17 protein-coding genes are annotated in these 20,472 nt (G+C 44.5%); 14 read left to right on the top strand and 3 right to left on the bottom strand.

Features of this window, described 5'->3' with window-relative positions:
* Positions 1-163 precede the first annotated feature (163 nt).
* The 3 genes from MJZ26_12000 (at position 164) to MJZ26_12010 (ending at position 1,573) form a co-directional block, all read left to right on the top strand.
* Complete coding sequence (locus MJZ26_12000; GenBank protein ID MCQ2106500.1) at positions 164-775, top strand: DUF1349 domain-containing protein; 612 nt, start codon at positions 164-166, stop codon at positions 773-775.
* Between the two features lie 271 nt (positions 776-1,046).
* Complete coding sequence (locus tag MJZ26_12005; protein ID MCQ2106501.1) at positions 1,047-1,361, top strand: BrnT family toxin; 315 nt, start codon at positions 1,047-1,049, stop codon at positions 1,359-1,361.
* A complete protein-coding gene (locus tag MJZ26_12010) occupies positions 1,358-1,573 on the top strand; it encodes a BrnA antitoxin family protein (protein ID MCQ2106502.1) in 216 nt (71 codons plus the stop codon). Before MJZ26_12005 ends, MJZ26_12010 begins: the two co-directional genes overlap by 4 nt.
* Before the next feature lie 3 nt (positions 1,574-1,576).
* On the opposite strand, the gene MJZ26_12015 is transcribed toward MJZ26_12010, so the two are convergent.
* Together MJZ26_12015 and MJZ26_12020 are read right to left on the bottom strand one after the other, a co-directional pair.
* The gene (locus tag MJZ26_12015) at positions 1,577-2,863 is read right to left on the bottom strand and encodes a DUF763 domain-containing protein (protein ID MCQ2106503.1); all 1,287 of its coding nucleotides are present in this window, start codon (positions 2,861-2,863) and stop codon (positions 1,577-1,579) included.
* Positions 2,864-2,894: 31 nt separating this feature from the next.
* The gene (locus MJZ26_12020; GenBank protein MCQ2106504.1) at positions 2,895-3,908 is read right to left on the bottom strand and encodes a hypothetical protein; all 1,014 of its coding nucleotides are present in this window, start codon (positions 3,906-3,908) and stop codon (positions 2,895-2,897) included.
* Positions 3,909-4,062: 154 nt separating this feature from the next.
* On the opposite strand from MJZ26_12020, the gene MJZ26_12025 reads away from it, so the two are divergent.
* The 4 genes from MJZ26_12025 (at position 4,063) to MJZ26_12040 (ending at position 10,745) form a co-directional block, all read left to right on the top strand.
* The gene (locus tag MJZ26_12025; GenBank protein ID MCQ2106505.1) at positions 4,063-5,004 is read left to right on the top strand and encodes a hypothetical protein; all 942 of its coding nucleotides are present in this window, start codon (positions 4,063-4,065) and stop codon (positions 5,002-5,004) included.
* A gap of 9 nt (positions 5,005-5,013) precedes the next feature.
* Positions 5,014-5,553: a hypothetical protein gene (locus MJZ26_12030; GenBank protein MCQ2106506.1), complete on the top strand. Its 540-nt coding sequence runs from the start codon at positions 5,014-5,016 to the stop codon at positions 5,551-5,553.
* Between the two features lie 7 nt (positions 5,554-5,560).
* Positions 5,561-7,483 carry a hypothetical protein gene (locus MJZ26_12035; protein ID MCQ2106507.1) on the top strand — a complete coding sequence of 641 codons (1,923 nt, stop codon included), beginning with the start codon at positions 5,561-5,563 and terminating at the stop codon, positions 7,481-7,483.
* 382 nt (positions 7,484-7,865) lie between these two features.
* Positions 7,866-10,745: a hypothetical protein gene (locus tag MJZ26_12040; GenBank protein ID MCQ2106508.1), complete on the top strand. Its 2,880-nt coding sequence runs from the start codon at positions 7,866-7,868 to the stop codon at positions 10,743-10,745.
* Positions 10,746-11,100: 355 nt separating this feature from the next.
* On the opposite strand, the gene MJZ26_12045 is transcribed toward MJZ26_12040, so the two are convergent.
* Complete coding sequence (locus tag MJZ26_12045) at positions 11,101-11,262, bottom strand: hypothetical protein (protein MCQ2106509.1); 162 nt, start codon at positions 11,260-11,262, stop codon at positions 11,101-11,103.
* 193 nt (positions 11,263-11,455) lie between these two features.
* Between MJZ26_12045 and MJZ26_12050 the strand changes: the two genes are divergently transcribed.
* The 7 genes from MJZ26_12050 to MJZ26_12080 all read left to right on the top strand — a co-directional run bounded on the left by MJZ26_12050 (position 11,456) and on the right by MJZ26_12080 (position 20,020).
* On the top strand, positions 11,456-14,656 hold the full coding sequence (locus MJZ26_12050; protein MCQ2106510.1) for a type I restriction endonuclease: 3,201 nt from the start codon (positions 11,456-11,458) through the stop codon (positions 14,654-14,656).
* Positions 14,657-16,312 (top strand): type I restriction-modification system subunit M, encoded by a 1,656-nt coding sequence (locus MJZ26_12055; GenBank protein MCQ2106511.1) that lies wholly within the window; start codon positions 14,657-14,659, stop codon positions 16,310-16,312. It begins immediately after the preceding gene.
* Between the two features lie 123 nt (positions 16,313-16,435).
* On the top strand, positions 16,436-17,347 hold the full coding sequence (locus MJZ26_12060) for an Abi family protein (GenBank protein MCQ2106512.1): 912 nt from the start codon (positions 16,436-16,438) through the stop codon (positions 17,345-17,347).
* A 169-nt stretch (positions 17,348-17,516) separates the two neighbouring features.
* Positions 17,517-17,810, top strand: coding sequence for a hypothetical protein (locus MJZ26_12065; protein MCQ2106513.1), 294 nt, complete (start codon positions 17,517-17,519; stop codon positions 17,808-17,810).
* An 11-nt stretch (positions 17,811-17,821) separates the two neighbouring features.
* Complete coding sequence (locus tag MJZ26_12070) at positions 17,822-18,994, top strand: restriction endonuclease subunit S (GenBank protein ID MCQ2106514.1); 1,173 nt, start codon at positions 17,822-17,824, stop codon at positions 18,992-18,994.
* Positions 18,995-19,006: 12 nt separating this feature from the next.
* Positions 19,007-19,750, top strand: coding sequence for a hypothetical protein (locus MJZ26_12075; protein ID MCQ2106515.1), 744 nt, complete (start codon positions 19,007-19,009; stop codon positions 19,748-19,750).
* Positions 19,751-19,816: 66 nt separating this feature from the next.
* Positions 19,817-20,020 carry a hypothetical protein gene (locus tag MJZ26_12080; protein MCQ2106516.1) on the top strand — a complete coding sequence of 68 codons (204 nt, stop codon included), beginning with the start codon at positions 19,817-19,819 and terminating at the stop codon, positions 20,018-20,020.
* Positions 20,021-20,472: the final 452 nt, after the last annotated feature.

Below are 20,472 nucleotides of genomic sequence, written 5' to 3' on the forward strand. Positions count from 1 at the left end.
GCGGGCGATTCGATCGCCAGACAATGTATGCTTACCTCTGGAGTGCGACGGAAGAGAATAAAAAAGCCATCGGCATTCACATGATGGCTGGCCGCAAGGATGTTTCCGTCTACCCTTACGCAAAAAACTTCGGACTATCCGTTCGCTGTGTGAAGGATGAATAATGAAAATGAATGCCAGGGATTGGTTCTGGACTCGGGCTCCGAAAAAATTTATCATTACCGACGATTCCGTTGAAATCGTTACGGAACCGCACACAGATTTGTGGCAGAGAACGTATTATCATTTTCGTAATGACAACGCTCCGGTTCTTCAAATAAAGACAGCGGAAAAGTTCTTTTCCTTTGTGGTTAAGACATCGTTTGAAAGCAAGCATCGCTTTGACCAGTGCGGCGTAGCCATGTATCTGGATAGCGAAAACTGGCTGAAGGCTTCCATCGAATACGAGAATGAAAAATTCCAGCACCTTGGAAGCGTGGCCACCAACATGGGCTATTCCGATTGGGCTACAACTGCGATCCGTGCCGATATTAAATCCATGTGGTATCGCTTCAGCCGTCGCGAAAATGACTTTTGCATTGAATGTTCCGAGGACGGTTCCAACTTCACGCAAATGAGAATTTGCCACATGTGGAAGGCAACCGATGAAATTCAGTTTGGCATTTACGCATGCAGTCCCGAAGATTCCTCCTTCAGGGCTGTATTTACCGACATGGAATTGACGGAATGCAAATGGCTTGCCCACGACGGACAAGCCCCAGACGAAAAAATTTAGAACGCTCCTTAAACTGTTCTTCCGCCCCACTCTTGGGAGTGGGATTTTTTTTATATCTCCCCTAAAGGGGATCATGCGCACTAAGGAATAAATTCCTAAGTGCTGTCCGTCCTCGACAAGGGCCCAAGAGATCAATCTCAAAGGGAAATGCGTTCTTCAGGAAAAAAGTGAAAATACTCAGAATGGAGTTAAATGCGTCTGCAATCGCATTGCAGGCACTTGCGTTTATTTTTGAATGTAATTATATTGTAGTTATACATCGAGGTCTATTATGGAAATAGATTTCGAGTGGGATGAAAAGAAGAATGAGATAAATCAGAAAAAACATGGCGTATCTTTTGAAGAAGCCAAGAGTTGCTTTGAAGATGAACATGCTAGAGTTTTCTTTGATGTAGAACATTCAAAAGATGAAGATCGTTCTATTCTCATAGGATTGTCTTCTGAACTAAGAATCTTGATTGTTGTCTATACGGAACGTATTAATGGTAATGATGATTTGATTGTCAATCGTATCATTAGTGCGCGAAAGGCGACGAAGAAAGAGTTTCAGTATTATTGGAATGCGCGTAAAGGAGACGAACCATGAAGAAAGAGTATGATTTTGAAAAAATGAAGGCAATAAGAAATCCTTATGCGGCTGCATTAAAAAAACAAATTACCATTCGGTTGAACTCTTCAACTATTGAGTATTTCAAGAAAATGTCCAAAGATCAGGGCATTCCTTATCAGACTTTGATTGATTCCTATTTGACAGACTGTGCGGTCAAAAAGAGAAAGATTTCAATTGAATGGAAATAAACCTTAAACCGTTCTTCCGCCCCACTCTTGCGAGTGGGATTTTTCATGCTCTAATGTTTTGTCGAAGTCGGCGAGAGGTTCGCAGTCTTTTTCGATGGCAAGTTGCGTTGCGTGAAGGCGGTTGAGGCAATCCATCTTTTCGCGGTCGCCGATTTTGGCGTGCTCGATGGCGCCTTTTAAAACGCGGATGGATTCGTCGTAAACGCGGGTGAGAACAGGGAAGGGGTGACCGTCCTTTCCGCCGTGGGCGAAGGAATAGCGGGCGGGGTCCCTAAAGCGGGAAGGTGTTCCGTTAATCACTTCGCTTACAAGTGTCAATGACTGCAACGTGCGGGGGCCAAGTCCCGGCGTAAGCAAAAGGCTTTCAAAATCCTTGGGGTCTGATTCATAGGCGGTGGCAAGAACTCCACCGAGGCGCCTCAAGTCAACGTCTTCGGCGTGGACTTCGTGACGGCTGGGCATAATGCAGTTGCGGGATGAATTTGCGACGATAGGGTCCCGCGATGGATTTATAATAAGGGGCTGTGCACTCTCCGGCGGGGCAAACAAATCCATTTGTGGCGAAACAATGACAGAAGAATTGGGCGCTACAATCTGCTGGATTTCACGCATCATCCTGTCGGGATTTTCGTGAGTCAACTCCAGAATGGAACTGCGCGTCACGCCTGCATCCTGATGAGTCAAGTTCAGAATTTGCCCACGGTTTTCGCCCACCACGCCGGCGTGGGGCTCTTCCACAAAAGACCGCAAGTTCGAAGAACACCAGTGGTAACGTCGGGCGGCTTTGGCGCCTGTGTTCATGCCCTGCTGAACTACCGCCCAGTCGCCCTCATCCGTCACGATAAAATTATGCTGGTAAAGCTGGAAACCGTCCTGCACGGCGGTGTTATCCACCTTGGCGCAAAGGCAGCTGGTACGCTTCAGGTAATACCCGTCCACGCCGGTCTTGTCCGCAATCTGCAGCAATTCGTTGGGCGTCTCCCGGGAGAATTTTCCGCGTCCGCCGCACACATAAATCCCAAGGTCTTTTGCAATCGGGTTCAGCCCACGCTTCAGGGCGTACATCACGCTGGTGGTAATTCCCGAAGAATGCCAGTCCATGCCCATGACCGCACCGAAGGACTGAAACCACAGCGGGTCGCTTAAACGCACCAGGAATTCCCTCTTGCCGTAATTTTCCACAATGGATTCGGCAATGAGCCTGCCCAAGTCACGCATACGGTCCGCAAGCCAACGGGGAACAGTCCCCGTATGCAAAGGCAAGTCCGCTACACCAGTACGCTTAGGCATGATTTTGTCTATCTGATTTTCTTCTGCATTTTTACTGTGAATCGGAATCACAGGGATATTGCGATAACCACTTCTCCAACTCTTCCTTTTCGGGAGGGGCTAGAGGGCAAATTCCATCTTCTTCTCCATCTACAGTATAGCTATCACTGTAGATGAGTGAAAACATGGCGCTGTAAAGAAAACCCAATGCGCCTAAAGTTGCTGCTGCTACACTAGGTTCGTCACCTCCCAGTAATGCGCCCAGGCCGGCTCCAATTCCAGCTGTGACAAGAACTGGTTTCCAGAAACCTTTCTTTTCTAACTTCTGTGTTGAATCCAGAGAAATACATTTGTTGATTAATTCGTTCAAATTTATGGGATATGTGATTTCTGGATGGAGGTCGCTTTGAAGCCAAATGGTTCTGTTGCTCTTGTCGTAGCAAATTCCAGAAGATAAGACTAGGTCATTGCCCGCAATCGGATAAATTGATGCTTTGAGATGTATCGTCTTTTTGTCAAAACTTTTGTCAAGCCAGAAAAGCGTTTTTTGAATGTTGTGCATTCCGCCAGATGTCAGGTTGGTTTCACGGAATTTTGTACTGGAGTCAGATTTGGCGATTGTCTTGATGGTGGATTTAGTTTCGACTTTTGATTTAGTTGCGGAAGGCTTTGCTGTTAGAACTTGTTTTTTTGTTGGGTTTAAGGGAAAGTAAGTCCAATTGTTTTTTAATGAATCCGGGGTAACTGAATAAGCGATAACGCTCGATGTTGAAAGGGCTGTGATTGGTGCTATAAACGCCCATGGAAAGGGCATGGTTAGCATTAGTGCCCCGGAAGCCACGAGTCCAATGCCCATGGCTGTTTTTTGGGATTCCGCTACTTCTTGGGGATTTTTTTTCAGCCTTTTGTTGAGAAGCACTTCACCTTGATGGATAACCTGCAGTTGTGAACCGTCTACAGAATCTTGGTTGACGCTCATGGTCAAGGGTGTGGTTCCAACGTAGGTTGAATCCAGGTATACCGTAGCGATAACTGCTCCCGGGGATTCGACCTTCAAAGTTCGCATCGGTGAATTCCCCGGTGTGGCGCAGCCGTAGAGCAGGAGTCCGCATAGTATGCAAATCAAACGGATTAAATGTCGATTTGTATGGGATGAATGATGCTTCATGGAGAATAAATTAGATAATTTTATATCTTTTTTTGCGATGAAACAGGTCACTTTGATACAGATGTTTCTCCTCTGCGTAATCAGCGGTCTATTTCTTGGACTTGCTGGTTGTGGCGATTCCTATAAGATGGCTGTGGATGTGGGTTCCTTTGATGTTACCCTTCCTCCTACGGTTCGTGGCGCAGAATTTAATATGCAAGAGAATTCCTCTGCCATGCGAGTAACCGCCTCTGTGCATGAACCATCCGAAAAATCCTCTCACTTGTCCAGGGTTTTTAATGGCGCTGCCGTAGTTTGTGAAGGTGAACAGCATTGCCCCGGTAAAAAGGATGCCTACAATTCTTATGGAGGCGAAAGATTTCTACATCCGTCAAAGGCTGACATTTATTACAATTTCAAGTCTTTTCCTGTGTCGCTGAGTGTAGAAACTCTAATGAAAAGCGAAAGACGTTTACTGGTGTATGGCTTTGGCTTGGACCCGATGCCTTATGTTACTGCTGCAATAGGTCTCAATAGCCGTTACGGTGAGGTTGGAATTAATACTTACCTAGGACTGGATTACAGTAAAACTGATTACGCTTTTAGAGCGATATACACTTACCAAACAATCGGTTTTGGAGGTGGTACGGATGTGGGTTCTTTTGAGGGTAAATACGATGAATACCAGTTCAATTTCCGCGGTGGTACTGGTGCCCATGCCAGCTTATTCCTTGGTCCGGTGGCCTTGACTTATGTGCCCATGTTTAACATTCCATGGCTTTGGACCACGGATTTGAAGACAAGAGAACCGGACGGAATTCTTCTTGAACATGTTTCAAGAGAAAGCGACTTTGATGTCACCTTTAAGTTCCCCTTTTATTTTTCCAATTATTTCGGCTTCACCTACAATGCTCATGGTGGACTGCAGTATAGTCTGGGTCTAACGGTTATAAATGGCACTCAGTTAGACGAACGTTTGATTTTTGCTTCAACTTCCATATCGTACTTGTTCTAGGAGGATGAAATGCAGAAAATTTGCTTAACGATTGTTGCTGTAGAGCTTTGCCTTTGCGCCTGTTCCCAGTGGGATCCCAACTCGGATGAAGGTGTTGTGACCCGACTTTCTAATTATCAGGATCTGCAAAAAACCGTCATTACTTTTGATGGCGAAAAAGTCCGGTACGATAGTCTATATCTATTCTATCAGGATTCCCTTTCGCAAGCGAACGGTTACGTGATTTTTCGGTTCGGTCAAATTGGCAAGAATGAGCGGTATGCCCTTGATATGTACATGAATATTTATGGCTGTACCGATATGTATTGCTCCAACGCAAATATGATTGTTTTCCATGATGCCAGGTATGACAAAATAAGAACTTTAAAGGAAGGTGAATTCTCCCTGACAAAGCCGAAATCGGAACTTCACAAGGGTGAAATCTTTGGCGAAAATTGCAAGTTGAAAGTCTTTAATTTCTTTGACTTAAAAGTCGATTTACCCGACGTACAAATAGACTGGTTTTTGCAAGAGTCTGAAGAATCTTGTGACGTGACGATTTACTACTAGGTGCGAAATGATCTGGTTCTTGTTTGCAATCCTGTTGTGCGCTTTGGCTGGCTGCTCTGAGTACAGTTCAGATTTTGATGTTGTTGACGCACGAGCAAAAGATCCTGTGTCCCAGACCCTCAATGTTGATTACTTTGGCGTTGATATTAATTATTATCGTTGGGAAATGTGCTCATCCATGACTTATGAGCGGGATTCCATAGCCCTTGAATGTCTGGATAGTTCCTTTAATGTGGTATCTAGAATTACGGATTATGATACAGCTGGTTATTGGAACCAAACTGCTATATTCAAGGATTTGAAACTGCAAAGTCCTTTTGTGGAAATTGTTCAATATGGACACCTTATGTGGAAGTATGGCGTTCAAACGTATAGCGTTTCTGTTGAAATGCGAAACTTGAGAAATGCTGTAAATATGGATACAGTAAGATTTAACGAATCTACGGATGTCTTGATCAGGGACAGGCTGCGTCGATATTTGGAAGAGGGTTTGCCTTTTTATGTAGCCGAGGGAATGGCGAAAAAGGATTTTAAAGATTTTTTGAAATCGAAAAATCTCAGTGCTTCATTCATTTTTTGTAACGCTCTAAAATACCCCGAAACAGAAAACGTTCAACGTCATTTAGAAAAATTTCAGCGCGAATTTGCCTTGGATACGCTTTCGAAAGATTCTCCCATATTGACTACCTTGGATTCCATGCTGACTGCTGATTCTGTCATTCCTGATTGTAATATGGATTACTTGGCGTTGGCCTATGACTTCAACCAGTGTTCTCGTTCGAATTACGTTGATTCCATTATGAATCCTTATAGCAAATGGTATGGGACCGTTTTGTATTGCGATTCCAGCAAGTGGCGAATAATTCCAAGGGACAGTTTGCCCTTGTTGTGTATGACTTACAATAAGGATGAATTGCGCCTGACAAAAGATTCCGCTTTTGTGGTTTGTGATGGAAATGGCTCTTGGCGTGATGCTGCGTTTAAGGAACCTTATCTGACTCGTTTCTTGGGAAAATGTGATAGCAGCGAAACCTCCATAGATACCTTGGGGCATAGCGCTCTTTGTGCAGCAGACGGCAAGTGGTATATCTATAAAAGCGAACTGGAAAGACAAATTGGAATTTGTGGTGTTAACGTGGAATTTGGAACCACCAAGGTGTTAGGGGACACTGCCTATTATTGTAATTCAACAGGCGAAAAGTGGATTGTCTATAGTGAGCTCGAACGACAAATTGGAATTTGTGGTATTACGGCAAAATACGACTCCATTGCGGAGTATGAGGATGGTTATTATTCTTGCACGAAAGCTTGGGCTGACAATCGGGGTGTTCCTGGCGTTTGGAACCTCCTTGATGCTCAAGCTTGGATTGAAAGGACCATTGGGAAATGTTGCTCAACGATCCCTTGTGGTACTCTCGCTTCGTACGGAAACCATGTTTACTATTGCGATGATAAAGCAAAAAAATGGCGTGATGCCAATTCTCGTGAGTTTACATTATTTACCCATCCTAATGGAGGTAATTGCAATAGAAACAGCAGTCATATACAGGTGGTTCCTGTTAACGATGAAGGTTATTGGATGTGTGTAGATGATCCCGTTGGTGGAATTGATTATGGCTGGACGCGTTTGGATCGCAAGAATCACAAGGAGCTTACCACCTATTTTAATAATGGCTCTGGTGAAAGTACAAAGGTTGTTGCAGTGGATTTGTCGACTAAGTACTATAACTATGCCCTATACTTGAACGGAGATAGGGACGATTCTTCGCTGTATGGAGTGGTATATCCCTTGGGTTTTTACGAGATTGTTCTTACGGATGATTTGCTTTTGCTTGATCGCCCTGTCGATGGGGTTATTGCTGCCGATGAAAATTGCCCCATAGGATTCCATGTGGAAGGAACCATTTGCGTAAAATCTAGGACTAATTAGAAAAATCGCGGCTTTGTTGGCTTACTGGTTCTAAGCTTTATAAGAGGCAATCTTTTTACGTTGAACATTCCGCTTGCTTTCTTGCCGAACTAACAAGAAATCCTTGTGAGTTGATTCGCGAGGCAATTCACCATCTTTGTACAGCAATATGGAATTGTCTTCAGGACGGACTTCTTTCATATACACAAATGTGCACTAAAACGTATGCCGTGTCAATCCTCCTATAACCATATATTTTCTATTTAAGTAAATCCCGAAGAATGCCCTCGTTGTCTACCGACAACACCATTATTATAGAGTTAGTCCTTTTTTGAGTGGGCGAACCTATATTTAGGGTGGGAAGCTTTAAAAAATGGATGTATGGGCTTTCCAAGGGATGTTTATGAAGAAGTTTATGGTGTGTGCCGGCCTTACGCTGGCGATGGGTTTTGGCCTAGCAAATGCAACTCGCCAGATGGAGGCTCTGGACCGTGGCCTGGTGGCTGTAAAGACCGGCAATGGCGTGTTCCTGAGCTGGCGCGTGTTGGGTACCGATGGCAATGCGACCGGTTTCAATCTTTATCGCGACGGTGCAAAGATTGCGAGTTTCGATGGAAAGGCTGCCTCCAATTATACGGATGCCCAAGGAACTGCCGCAAGTAAATATTATGTCCGTCCGGTTGTAAACGGCGTCGAAAAATCTTCGGACAAGACCGTTTCCGTTTGGGGTGAACAGAAGCTGACTATCAATTTGGATCGCCCTGCTGGCGGTTCCGATTACACTTACAGCCCCAACGATATTGCCGTAGGCGATGTGGATGGCGACGGCGAATACGAACTGATTTTGAAGTGGGATCCCAGCAATTCCAAGGACAATTCCCAGAAGGGTAAGACCGGCAACGTGTTTGTGGATTGCTACAAGTTTAGCGGAAAGAAATTGTGGCGAATCGACCTTGGCGTAAATATTCGTGCAGGCGCTCATTATACCCAGATTCTGGTTGGCGACTACGATAGCGATGGCAAGGCGGAAGTGGCCATGAAGACTGCCCCCGGCACCAAGGATGGTTCCGGCAAGTATATTAGCAAGGGTGCTGCCGCCGGCGAAACCAACCACACCAAGGATTACCGCAATTCCAACGGTTACGTCCTGAGCGGTAATGAATACCTGACTCTTTTCAATGGCGAAACGGGTGTGGAAATGGCGACTGTCAATTTCAATCCTGCTCGCGGAACTGTTTCTAGCTGGGGTGATTCCTACGGCAATCGCGTGGACCGTTTCCTCGCTACCAACGCTTATCTGGACGGTCAGAAGCCCAGCATGGTTTTCCAGCGCGGTTATTACACCCGCATGGCTGTAACCGCTTACGACTGGGATGGAACCACTTTGAGCCAGCGCTGGTATTATAACGCTGCCACCAAGGGCAGTGAATGCTATGGCATGGGCAACCACAATATTTCCGCTGGCGATGTGGATGGTGATGGCTTTGATGAAATTATCGAAGGTGCTTGCGCCATCGATCATAACGGAAAGTTCATGTACCGTACCGGCAAGGGTCACGGCGACGCCATGCACTTGGGCGACTTGGATCCGGATCACGACGGCCTGGAAGTCTGGGAAGTTCACGAAGAAAAACCCTACGGCTACGATCTTCACGATGCCCGTACCGGTGCAATTCTGTGGAGTGCCAATAGCGACGCTGATAACGGTCGTGGAGTGGCTGCCGATGTCGATAGCACAAGTCGCGGTTACGAAATGTGGTCTGCCGCTAATTGGAATACCTATTCAGCAAAGGGCAAGCAGCTGGCTACTAGCCGCCCCGCCTATAATTTCCGTATTTACTGGGACGGCGACCTGCTGGACGAACTTCTGGACAACACCACCATCAGCAAATGGAACAGCGCTACCTCCAAGAGCAGCACCTTGCTTTCTATGGAGGGCAACAGCTGCAACTCCACCAAGGCGACCCCGAACTTTAGCGGCGACATTTTTGGCGACTGGCGCGAAGAAGTGATCCTTCACGATGGCGCATCCAAGCTGTATGTTTACACCACGACCATTCCTACCACGCACCGCCTTTACACTCTGGCTCACGACCCCATTTATCGCTTGGGTATGAGCTGGCAGAATACCGCCTACAACCAGCCGCCTCATCTTGGTTTCTGGCTGGGTGCAGGTTCTGAGAAGGCTCCCGCTCCCGACATTATGCTGGTGGGTGGCGAAGTGGGCCCCAAGATTCCTGCCATCCAGAAGCAGGGGGCAGGCTCCAGTTTTCAGACGATCATGCTTGGCGATGCCATTACGGAATACGCCTTCGGTTACAGCAACTGCGATGGCCTTACCATTACAGGACTTCCTGATGGCGTGACCGCAAAGCAGGATGCCGCAAATTCCCGCTACGTCATTAGCGGTACTCCTACCAAGGCTGGCGTTTACGAAATTTCCATTACCACAAAGGGCGGCTCCACCGAAGTGGATCCTGCAACTCGCGGGGCGAGCATTACCGTTCTTGCAGAAGCTGCAATCGTTCCCTCTGCAGTGAAGGTTCTTTCCTCTGTTGAAGCCGGCATTCCCACCGATGGCGTAGGCGTCTGTGAAACGACAAACGCGGGCTTTGTAGGTGAATGCTATTTCAATATTGACAATGTGGTTACCAGCTATGGCATCTGGAATCTTTATTCCGGCGCGGCACAGGAAAATGCAACTCTGGTTTTGCGTTATGCTCACGGCAAGACGGACACCCGCAAGATGGAACTGTTCGTCAATGATGTAAGCTATGGCGTGGCAACCTTCCCGCCCACAGCTGATTGGACCACCTGGGATTCCGTCGCTATCAAGATTCCCCTCAACAAGGGCGTGAACGTTCTGAAGTTGCAGTCTGTCTCTGAGCAGGGCGGCCCCAACATCGACCAGCTGGAATTTGATGTGGCAGGAATCGTAATTGCCGCAGATTCCTCCATTGTAGATTCCGACGAAGAGGAAGGCGAAGATTCTATCGTGGACCCGAGCGATGATCCTACAAACGGTTCTGACGATACTCGAGAACCTGAAGGAACTACGGAGGAGCCGGCCGCCATTGCTTCTCCCGTTCAGTTCAACGCTGCCAGCATGGCTCAGGTACAGGTATTTGACCTGATGGGCCATCGTGTAGCAACCTTTGCTGCTGAATATGACGGCAGCATGTCTAGCCTGAAATCTCACATGAGCGGCCTGCCAAATGGCATATACATGATTCGTGCGCGTGTCAACGGCCATACCGTTCAAAGCCGAATGAATCTACACTAAGAAAAACATAAACATCCAAACAAGAATCCCCAGGACGAATGCCCTGGGGATTTTTTGAAGTCAATTCTTTTTTTATCAAAATGCAATTGTTTGTAGAAAATTTTTGTATATTATATTTGCTAAAATTGGTGAAATTTGACAAAATTTATTGAATTTTGCAATTATAAGACTTGTTTTAGTGCAATTGTTTACTAAACTTTTTGCAAAAGATGGATTGATGTTATGGAAGAAGCCCGCTGATGGTGAGCCTGATCTATACGCTGTATCAGCAAGGGTTCCTGCCGGAATCCATGATGAAGAATTAGGGCATGTTCAATCCACTAGCTAGAATGTTTGATATCGCTTGATGTAAATATCATTTCTTCACCAGTACCTGTATTTCTAACAACTTTTCCCAATCGGCAATGGTCCGATTTTCCCTAGGGATTTTCCAGAAATTATCCCAGATGTCCTTGTTTAAGGCTTCTATTTCTGCGGCTTGGGCGTCGGTAACGACGCCGTTAGAGGTCTGATACATATTTTACTCCTTTCTGCGTACAAGCGAATGTGGTTGGTCATACGGAAACGCAGATATTTTGATTTGATTCAGCCCGAATTAAAGGGCGGTTTTCAAAGGTAGATTATAAAAATGTCACTTTAGTGTCAAAATCAAAAATTATATTGTTTTTACAAAGATTGTTATTTTGCCGATATTATACCAGGATTTTTATATGCCTAAGGAATTTACGGAAGCAACACGCGTTCAATTGACTGCGATTCAACATTTGACTCGTATCGGCTATTCGTATTTAGGCAAAATTTCCCAGGAACCGGGTGCGCTTCCTGCTGCCGATATCCGTAAATACGATCCCGAGACAAATATCCTCACGAATATATTTGCGGCTCAATTCCAGAAATTGAATCCTTCGGCAAAAGTCAATCCCCAAAATATTTTGGACGATATTCGCAAGGAATTGGATGACGATGATCTTGGTCAGCAGTTTTACCAGAGAATCACAAAGTGTTCTCCCTATAAGCTGATTGATTTCGACAATCCCGAAAATAACACCTACCATTGCACGGCAGAATTTACCTGCCGTAATGGGGAAGATAGCTTTCGCCCCGATATTACCCTGTTCATTAACGGCTTGCCTCTCGTTTTTATCGAGGTAAAGAAGCCGAATAATGCGGGCGGTATGGTTGCCGAAAGTAAGCGAATGAACGAAATTCGATTCCCGAACAAGAAGTTCCGTCGCTTTATCAATATCACCCAGCTCATGATTTTCTCCAATAACATGGAGTACGATGCCAAGGGTGGTGTAGTTCCTATTGAAGGCGTTTTCTATTGCACTGCAGCCAAGGAATCAGCACCTTTCAACTGCTTTAGGGAAGAAAATCCCAAGCGCGAAGAAGTTGCACCCTTTGTAGCAAACTTTCCCTATGCACCTATTAGCCCTGAATTTGAAAAACAGGTGCTGATGGACTTTAATGTTCCAGTTTTAAAAGACAATCCAGAATACAAGTATAACCTTGGAATCAACACGCCCACCAACCGCGTGCTTACATCTATGGTTAGCCCGGTTCGCTTGCTGTTCTTGCTGAAATATGGCATTGCCTACTTGCACAAGGAAAAGCAGAATAAGGATGGCCAGATTGAAAGCCGTCACGAAAAGCATATCATGCGTTATCAGCAGTTCTTTGCCGCCATGGTTATTCGCGAAAAATTGGCGACAGGCGTAACTTCTGGCGTTGTCTGGCATACTCAAGGCTCCGGAAAAACGGCTCTGTCGTTCCACTTGAGCAAGGTGCTTAAGGATTTTTACGCCAAGCAGAACAAGGTGGCGAAATTCTATTTCATTGTCGATCGCCTTGATTTGCTGGAACAGGCAACCGATGAACTTTATGCCCGTGGTTTAAAGGTTTCGACAGCAAATTCCCGCGAAGAGCTTATGGCTCAGTTCCGAACGACCCAGGCTCTGCAGGGGAACTCTGGTGCCGATGAAATCACCGTGGTGAACATCCAGAAATTCAAGGAAGATACAGAAAAGGTTGATCTTCCGAATTATGCAACCAATTTACAGCGCGTATTCATCATGGATGAAGCCCATCGTGGCTACAAGCCCAATGGATGCTTCTTGGCAAATCTTTTCAATGCCGATAGTAACGCCATCAAGATTGCCTTGACGGGCACTCCGCTTATTGGTAGTGAAAAGGCCAGTTGCAAAGTCTTTGGCGACTATTTCCATACTTACTACTACGACCGCTCCATTCAGGATGGCTACACCCTCAAAATCATTCGCGAAGATATTGAGACCAGCTACCGCAAAAAACTGGATGAAGCTTTTGAAAGCGTAAAGAAGTTGGTGGAAAAGGGCTCCGTTCAAAAGAACCAGATTATCGAACACCCGACATATGTCAAGTCGCTCCTGCGCTACATTATCGATGACCTTGTGAAGTTCCGTGCCATTCAAGGGGACAATGACCTTGGCGGCATGATTATTTGCGAATCTTCGGAACAGGCCCGCAATCTTTATAAGTTCTTCTATGAAATTCAAGATGAACTGAACCAGGATCGAATCCAGAAAATCAACCTGAAGGCAGGACTGATTCTTTTTGATAGCGATGATAAGGAAACCCGACGCAAGATTATTGACGATTTCAAGAAGAATTATACCATAGATATTCTGATTGTTTTCAATATGTTGCTGACGGGCTTTGATGCACCGCGCCTAAAGCGTCTCTATTTTGGCCGAAAAATCAAGGACCACAACTTGCTGCAGGCAATCACCCGCGTGAATCGCCCTTACAAGAGCATGAAACGCGGCTTCTTGATTGACTTTGCCGACATTAAGCAGAATTTTGATGAATCCAATGCCGCCTACCTGCAGGAACTGAATCGTTATAATAACGATCCCGAAGACAATTCCGACCCCGACGAAAACTTGCCGGATATGTACCGCCAGGTGATGGAAGATAAGGACGCCCTCATCAACCAGATGAAGGAAACCCGTCAGGCACTATTCTGCTACAGCATGGATAATGCCGAGGCCTTCTCCACAGAAATTTCCAGTCAAGAAGACAAGAAGGTTCTCATTCAGTTGCGCAAGGCCATGGAACTGGCGAAGGATGCCATGAACCTGGTTCGAACCTTTGGCGATGACGAACTTAAGAAAGACTTTGAAAAGCTCAACATCGAAAAGTTGCCCTTAATGCTTTCGGAAGTGAACCGCCGTATCGCCATGATCAACCAGAAGGAAGCCTGGGCCAATAGCGATGCTACACAGGCTGCCGTGAACGAAGCCATGCTGAATATCGAATTCAATTTCAGCTGTATCGGTACCGAAGAACTGAAAATCGTTGACGGCGGTACGGAACTTCGCGAAAAGTACAAACGCGCCGTGCGTGGTTTTGTAGATAACTTTGACCATGAAGATCTGGAATACATTGAACTGGAACAGGCCTTTAAGGCAATTTTCGACAAGCACGGCTTTACGCCCGCAAACTTGGCAGTTTACAACGAACAGAACCAGGCCATGAACGATATTCTGGAACGTCTGGAAAAATTGCGTAAGGCAAATGAAGCCTTGCTCAAAAAATACAATGGCGACACCAAATTTGCCTATGTCCATAAGCGAATCCGCGAAGAGAACAAGGCTCGCGAAGTTCACCACAAAGATCCAATAATCTCCAAGTTTGACGAAGATATTGTGCAGGCTCTTTTAACGATTAAGGGAACCATAGATTCCAAGGTCTATGACCGCAACGATATTCTAAAACAGGATACCTATTTCGGCAAAACTGTGATGCAGGAAATCGCCTTGGGTCTTAAGAAATTCCCGCAGCTGAAACCTCAAATGCCGGACTATCAGTTTATCCAGCAGCGAGTCGCCAAACAGTATATTGACCAGTATAATAATTACTACGGTAGCTAAATGAACATCAAAGAAAAAACCATTGCGTTGATTGATACCCTCAAGTCCATTTGCCAGTCTTTTGGCATGGGTAACGACGGTAACGAATACAAGATTATTACCCAGATTTTCTTGTATAAGTTTATGGCAGATAAGTTTGGCTACGAACTGAAGAAAATTGATGATCCCTGCCTAGAGGCTCTAAAGAAATCCGACAAGTGGGAAGAGGAATTCGCAAAGTTGACCGATGAACAGCGCGAAAACATCAGCCTGTTCTTGCCGCCCGAAGTTCCCGTATTCAAGCCGGACTACCTGATTGCCAACTTGTGGAATAAACAGGCCAAAGGTGACTTTGACGCCATCTTTGACGAGACCATGGTTTCCATTGCAAGGGATAACCTGGATGTATTCTACACCAAGACAGCTCAGGAAACAAAGATTCCCATTTTCGAAAAGTTGACCATCTTTGTAACCGATGACGCAAGACGCGCAGACTTTGCCCGAGCCCTTGTCGATAAGTTGGCCAACTTCAGCTTTGAAGAAGCCTTTGCAGAACATTACGACTTTTTCTCTGATGTCTTTGAATACTTGCTCAAGGATTACAACACCGCAGGCGGCGGCAAGTACGCCGAATACTACACGCCCAAGGCCATCGCAAAGATTATGGCTCGCCTGCTGGTAGGCGACAACGCCGATTTGCATAACATCGAATGTTACGACCCCAGCGCTGGTACCGGCACCTTGCTCATGGCTTTGAGCCACCAGATTGGGGAGGAACGCTGCACTATCTTTGCCCAGGATATTTCCCAGCGTTCCAACAAGATGCTGAAACTGAACCTGCTCTTGAATGGCCTTGTCTCTAGCCTGGATCATGCGGTGCAGGGCGATACTCTTTTGGAACCCTACCATAAGAGTGATGACGGCAAGAGCCTGAAACAGTTCGACTATGTAGTCAGTAACCCACCTTTCAAGATGGACTTTAGCGATACCCGCGACAACATCGAAAGTAAGTGGGGAACCCGTTTCTGGGCCGGCGTGCCAAAAGTCCCTAACAAGAAAAAGGACTCCATGGCCATTTACACCTGCTTTATCCAGCATGTGGTAAATAGCATCAAGGAAAACGGAAAGGGTGCCATCGTTATCCCCACAGGTTTCATTACTGCAAAGTCTGGCATCGAACACAAGATCCTTGAAAAGATTGTAGATGAACATATTGTTTCTGGCGTAGTAAGCATGCCTAGCAATGTATTTGCCAACACCGGCACCAACGTCAGCGTGTTGTTCTTCGACAAGATCGGTGCAAAGTCTGACAACGACAAGATTACCCTTGTAGATGCAAGTAAGCTTGGCCAGGAATACAAGGATGCCAACGGCCTTAAGAAGGTTCGTTTGGAAGATGACGAAATCGAGAAGATCGTTAAGACCTTCCGTAACACCGAGGCCGTAGAAGACTTTAGCGTAGTTGTCAGCTACAGCGAAGTCAAGGAAAAGGGCTACAGCCTAAGCGCAGGCCAGTATTTCGACATCAAGATTGACTATGTGGATATTTCCGAAGAGGAATTCAACTCCCAGATGGCTGCCGACACCGCCGAACTCCAGAAAATGTTCGAAGAAAGCCACAAGCTAGAAGACGAAATCAACAAGCAGCTGGCCAGCCTGAAATTCGGGGGAAAGTAAAATGGAAACGAGGGAGGGCTTGACATTTGATTTGTGTAATTGTATATTATGTGCAAGAAAACCTTGCACGCCTCTTCACAATGCGCACCCAGCGAGGTTCTTTTTTTATTTAGGGGGAATTTGATGTCTCCCAGAATCTATAGTAAACCTCCCCAGACTTTGGATCAGCAGGCCCAATTACTGATTAGCCGAGGGCTTAAAGATGTTTCTAAAGATGAACTCGTAGAAGTCCTTTCAAGAATTAGCTATTACCGTTTACGAGGATATACTTATCCGTATCAGGATAACACCTCGTCTAATTCGGAATTTCTTCCCACGGCAAGTTGGTCCAGCATTAAGAATGATTACCTGTTTGATTCTGCTCTTCGAAATCTTATCGTAGAAGCGCTCGGCTTTATTGAAATTGCTGTGCGCTGTCAGATGGAATACCAACTCTCCATTGCTCATGGTCCACGTTGGTACGAAGATGTATCGCTGTGCCATAATCAGAAAATTTTCAATGATAACCTGGTAGAACTCCGAAAACATTGGAGCCGTTCTCGTGAAGTTTTCAAAACGCATTACGAAAGCGAGTATGACACCTCAATTGCTCCTCCGGCGTGGATGATCTTCGAAACGACGACATTTGGTACACTTTCCAAGACATTCTCTAACCTGAAATCTAATCTCAATGCCAAAACAGAAGTTGCGAAGTACTTCGGTTTCAATAAGGCCTCAACGAAAGTTCTAGTAAGCTGGTTCCAGCATTTAAACCTGGTTAGGAACATTTGCGCCCATTACTCTAGGCTTTTTACAAGGAGTTTTATTGTGCGCCCCATGATTCCCACAAACAAGCCAGCCAAATGGGTGGATTCGATTCCAAGTCAGGATAGAATCTATTTCTCCATTTGCATTATTACAACATTGTTGGATGTGTGTGCCCCGAATTATGATTTTAGAGGAAAACTAAAGCAAGTGATGAAGATGGTCCGCCCGGAACAACTGCCGTCGCTTGGATTCCCTGAAAATTGGGGAGAACAAGATTTATTTGCGTAAAAGAAAATCGGAGCCCTGCTTAGAGTCAATTTTTATAGGGTCAAGAAAGTTGATAGTTTAAATGATAGAATAAACGATAGTATAAATGATAGTTTAAAAGGCGATAAAGCGACGAAATTGTGCGAGGCAGAGTCATTCTGAGCGAAGCGAAGAATCTAGGATTAGTAAAATGGAAATTGCAAGTTTAGTAGTAGGTCTCATTTCTCTTATTTTAGCTATTTATTCTATTAGGGAGTCCAAGCTCAATGCCAAAAAGCAACAAGAGTTTGAAGAACAGATGGAACAAAAGCGAAAGCAAGAGAGAATTCTTGAAGAACGCCAAGAGCAACTGGATTGGAAAGAGGCTGAGCGAAGGGCTCGTAATAATCCATTTCCGTTTACTGAGGGAAGCTTCGAAAAACGAGTAGAAAATTGTTATAGAGATGTTCGCTCTGAAAGAATTTTGGGTAGAAAAGACAGATAGCTGGGTGTAAGATGGAAATGGCGAAAACTGAACTTAGAAATGTTTTGAATTTTTTTAATGGAAAGCAAAGGCCAAACACAGTTGGTAATTACCCCGTTTATGGGGGTAATGGTATTATTGACTATGTTTCTGAATATAATTATGAAGATAACATTATTATTGGTCGAGTTGGTGCAAATTGTGGGTCAATTCAAAAATGCGAAGGCAAATGTTGGGTATCTGATAATGCGATTTCTGTTACTGTAAAGGATGGTTTTTGCAAGAATTTTATATATCACATGTTGAAAGCTTTGGACTTGAATAAAAAGCATGTGGGAGCAGCTCAACCTCTAATTACACAAGAAATTATTGCAAAACAAGTAGTTGTCCTACCCTCATTTGAAAATCAAAAAAAAATAGCCGCAGTCCTCTCTGCACTTGATGACAAAATCGCCTTAAACAAAAAAATGAACCAGAAACTCGAAGCCATGGCAAAACGCCTATACGACTACTGGTTCGTACAATTCGATTTCCCCGACGAAAACGGCCGCCCCTACAAAACCTCCGGCGGCCCCATGGTCTACAATGAAACCCTCAACCGCGAAATCCCCGAAGGTTGGGAAGTTGCTGGATTTTCTGACTTCGGGACATTCAAAAATGGAATTAATTACGATAAAGAAGAAATTGGTGATCAAACTGTAAAAATCGTAAACGTTCGCAATATTTCTGAATCAACAACATACTTTAATATTGAAGATTTAGATGATATTACGTTGAAAACTGAATGCCTTGAAAAATTTATTACAACTTCAAATGATATTCTTCTAGCAAGAAGTGGATCGCCTGGGGCAACAAGATTGTTACCCAAAACAGAAAAGAAAGTGATTTATTGTGGTTTTATTATTCGCTATCAACTTAATGAAAATGATTTAGAAAAACAGTTATATCTGTTCCATGTTTTAAAAAACTATGAACAGATTACTGCTGTTCAATCTGCGGGTTCAATCCTTAAGAATATCTCGCAGGATACATTGAATGCACTGACTGTTTTAAATCCGAATTTAGAAGTTCTTCGGGCTTTCAATGAAAAAATCAGTCCAATTTATGCATTGCTCCGTAAAAATCTTAATGAATTAAACAAACTCACCGCCCTCCGCGACAAACTCCTCCCGCTCCTAATGAACGGCCAAGTAATGGTCGGCTAAAGGAGTATAAATATGTTGAGCACCATAGTTTCCGCATTTGCTGGACTTTTAGGCGTTTTGATTGGAGTCTTTTCAACACATTTTCTTCATTATAAAAACCATAAATCCGAAGAGATTAAAGTAATAAACAAATCTATCCACTATCTGTTGGAATTATTCTTTTTAATAAATCGTCTAAATACTGAAAAAATGACGAACGCTTACTTTGATTATTACTTTCAAAAAGCAAAAAAACTTATCCCAATTTTAGACGAGAAAAAGATAGAAGTCGCAAAAGAACAATATGGTCCAATAATAAAAAATACGCTTGTTCCTACTTTGCAAAAGCAAACTTTTGAAGAATTGCAGAATATGGGAAAACTGTATGAAGAAATGATATCAAATTTGGCTACTATATTGCCTGTAACAGCCTTTTATTTAAGAGGAAAAAATAATTTGGAGATTTTGCTGCAAACAGTATCTAAATATTTTGAAGACATAAAAATCCCTGATGAAAATAATGCGGTAATCATCAGCGAGACTATCAATCAAATGCAATCTGAGCTGACTGCAGATTTAATAAACGAGTATAAGGATGAATTAAAGTCTGAGTTGTTTACTTTACTTCAAAAAGCAACTTGGCATAATCGTTTCGCAGGCAAAAAAGCAATTAAAGGTATTGAGTCAATAGAATTGACTGAAAGTGAAAAAAGAAAAATTGATTCTATGATTACAAGTGCAGTGAACCTCGTTGTGCAAAGTGCTAAAGCGTTTTGATTTTTTGAGGGGTTACTTCTTCAGTTCATTTGCAGCCAGGGCTTCTCAAAAACGGACGGCCAAAAGATGGTCAATGTTCTGGAATCATTTGAAAAAGACCAATGGATTTTCTCGAGCCTCTTCGGAACCAAACTTCATAGCATCGCCAAGGATTTCTCGTACAAGGGCAAGACTCTAAACAGCCAGGGCAAGTTCCTCGCTAAACTCAAAGAAAAGAAGATTATCGAAATCAAGAAAGATGGTAAGCAGGAATGGTTCAAAATTGTTTAGGGCAATAGACAAAGACTCTTTACTGACCTGAACTTTCTTTCATTTCTTCTTTTCGGACTGATTATTCCGGAGCGGCGGAGCCGACAGTCCGGAAAAATGGGAGCCATCATTCCGGACCTGTGGAGCCACCTGTTTATAGCTCATTTGTTTGGTCAAATACAGTATGTTGGGACCGCGCGGGATTTTATAAGCCTATTCGCGCGAGCCGCCTGCCTACAATCAGTTTAAAGGCACACGCAATGCTTTGAATGACCAACTTCTAGTTTTATCCTGCCATAAGCTTTCCTTGCTAATAGCTATGGCTCTCTTTCTCCGGAACACTGGCACTCTAACACCGGACTGATGGCTCAAAGTATTCCGGAATAATCACGATTCATTTCAACAAGCGCAAGCCTCTCGCAAGCGCCTGCCTGCCAGGGTCAAGAATCCGCTAGTGACGCCAACCCACGAAA

It is taken from the genome of Fibrobacter sp. (assembly GCA_024398965.1).
In the GTDB taxonomy this organism is placed as follows: Bacteria; Fibrobacterota; Fibrobacteria; order Fibrobacterales; family Fibrobacteraceae; genus Fibrobacter.

Bases quoted from the DNA above. Each gene is read 5' to 3' on its own strand.
- MJZ26_12070 (MCQ2106514.1), top strand. From the start codon at position 17,822: ATGGAAATGGCGAAAACTGAACTTAGAAATGTTTTGAATTTTTTTAAT.
- MJZ26_12005 (MCQ2106501.1), top strand. From the start codon at position 1,047: ATGGAAATAGATTTCGAGTGGGATGAAAAGAAGAATGAGATAAATCAG.
- MJZ26_12050 (MCQ2106510.1), top strand. From the start codon at position 11,456: ATGCCTAAGGAATTTACGGAAGCAACACGCGTTCAATTGACTGCGATT.
- MJZ26_12065 (MCQ2106513.1), top strand. From the start codon at position 17,517: ATGGAAATTGCAAGTTTAGTAGTAGGTCTCATTTCTCTTATTTTAGCT.
- MJZ26_12010 (MCQ2106502.1), top strand. From the start codon at position 1,358: ATGAAGAAAGAGTATGATTTTGAAAAAATGAAGGCAATAAGAAATCCT.
- MJZ26_12080 (MCQ2106516.1), top strand. From the start codon at position 19,817: ATGGTCAATGTTCTGGAATCATTTGAAAAAGACCAATGGATTTTCTCG.
- MJZ26_12045 (MCQ2106509.1), bottom strand. From the start codon at position 11,262: ATGTATCAGACCTCTAACGGCGTCGTTACCGACGCCCAAGCCGCAGAA.
- MJZ26_12015 (MCQ2106503.1), bottom strand. From the start codon at position 2,863: ATGCCTAAGCGTACTGGTGTAGCGGACTTGCCTTTGCATACGGGGACT.
- MJZ26_12040 (MCQ2106508.1), top strand. From the start codon at position 7,866: ATGAAGAAGTTTATGGTGTGTGCCGGCCTTACGCTGGCGATGGGTTTT.
- MJZ26_12030 (MCQ2106506.1), top strand. From the start codon at position 5,014: ATGCAGAAAATTTGCTTAACGATTGTTGCTGTAGAGCTTTGCCTTTGC.
- MJZ26_12060 (MCQ2106512.1), top strand. From the start codon at position 16,436: ATGTCTCCCAGAATCTATAGTAAACCTCCCCAGACTTTGGATCAGCAG.
- MJZ26_12075 (MCQ2106515.1), top strand. From the start codon at position 19,007: ATGTTGAGCACCATAGTTTCCGCATTTGCTGGACTTTTAGGCGTTTTG.
- MJZ26_12035 (MCQ2106507.1), top strand. From the start codon at position 5,561: ATGATCTGGTTCTTGTTTGCAATCCTGTTGTGCGCTTTGGCTGGCTGC.
- MJZ26_12020 (MCQ2106504.1), bottom strand. From the start codon at position 3,908: ATGCGAACTTTGAAGGTCGAATCCCCGGGAGCAGTTATCGCTACGGTA.
- MJZ26_12055 (MCQ2106511.1), top strand. From the start codon at position 14,657: ATGAACATCAAAGAAAAAACCATTGCGTTGATTGATACCCTCAAGTCC.
- MJZ26_12000 (MCQ2106500.1), top strand. From the start codon at position 164: ATGAAAATGAATGCCAGGGATTGGTTCTGGACTCGGGCTCCGAAAAAA.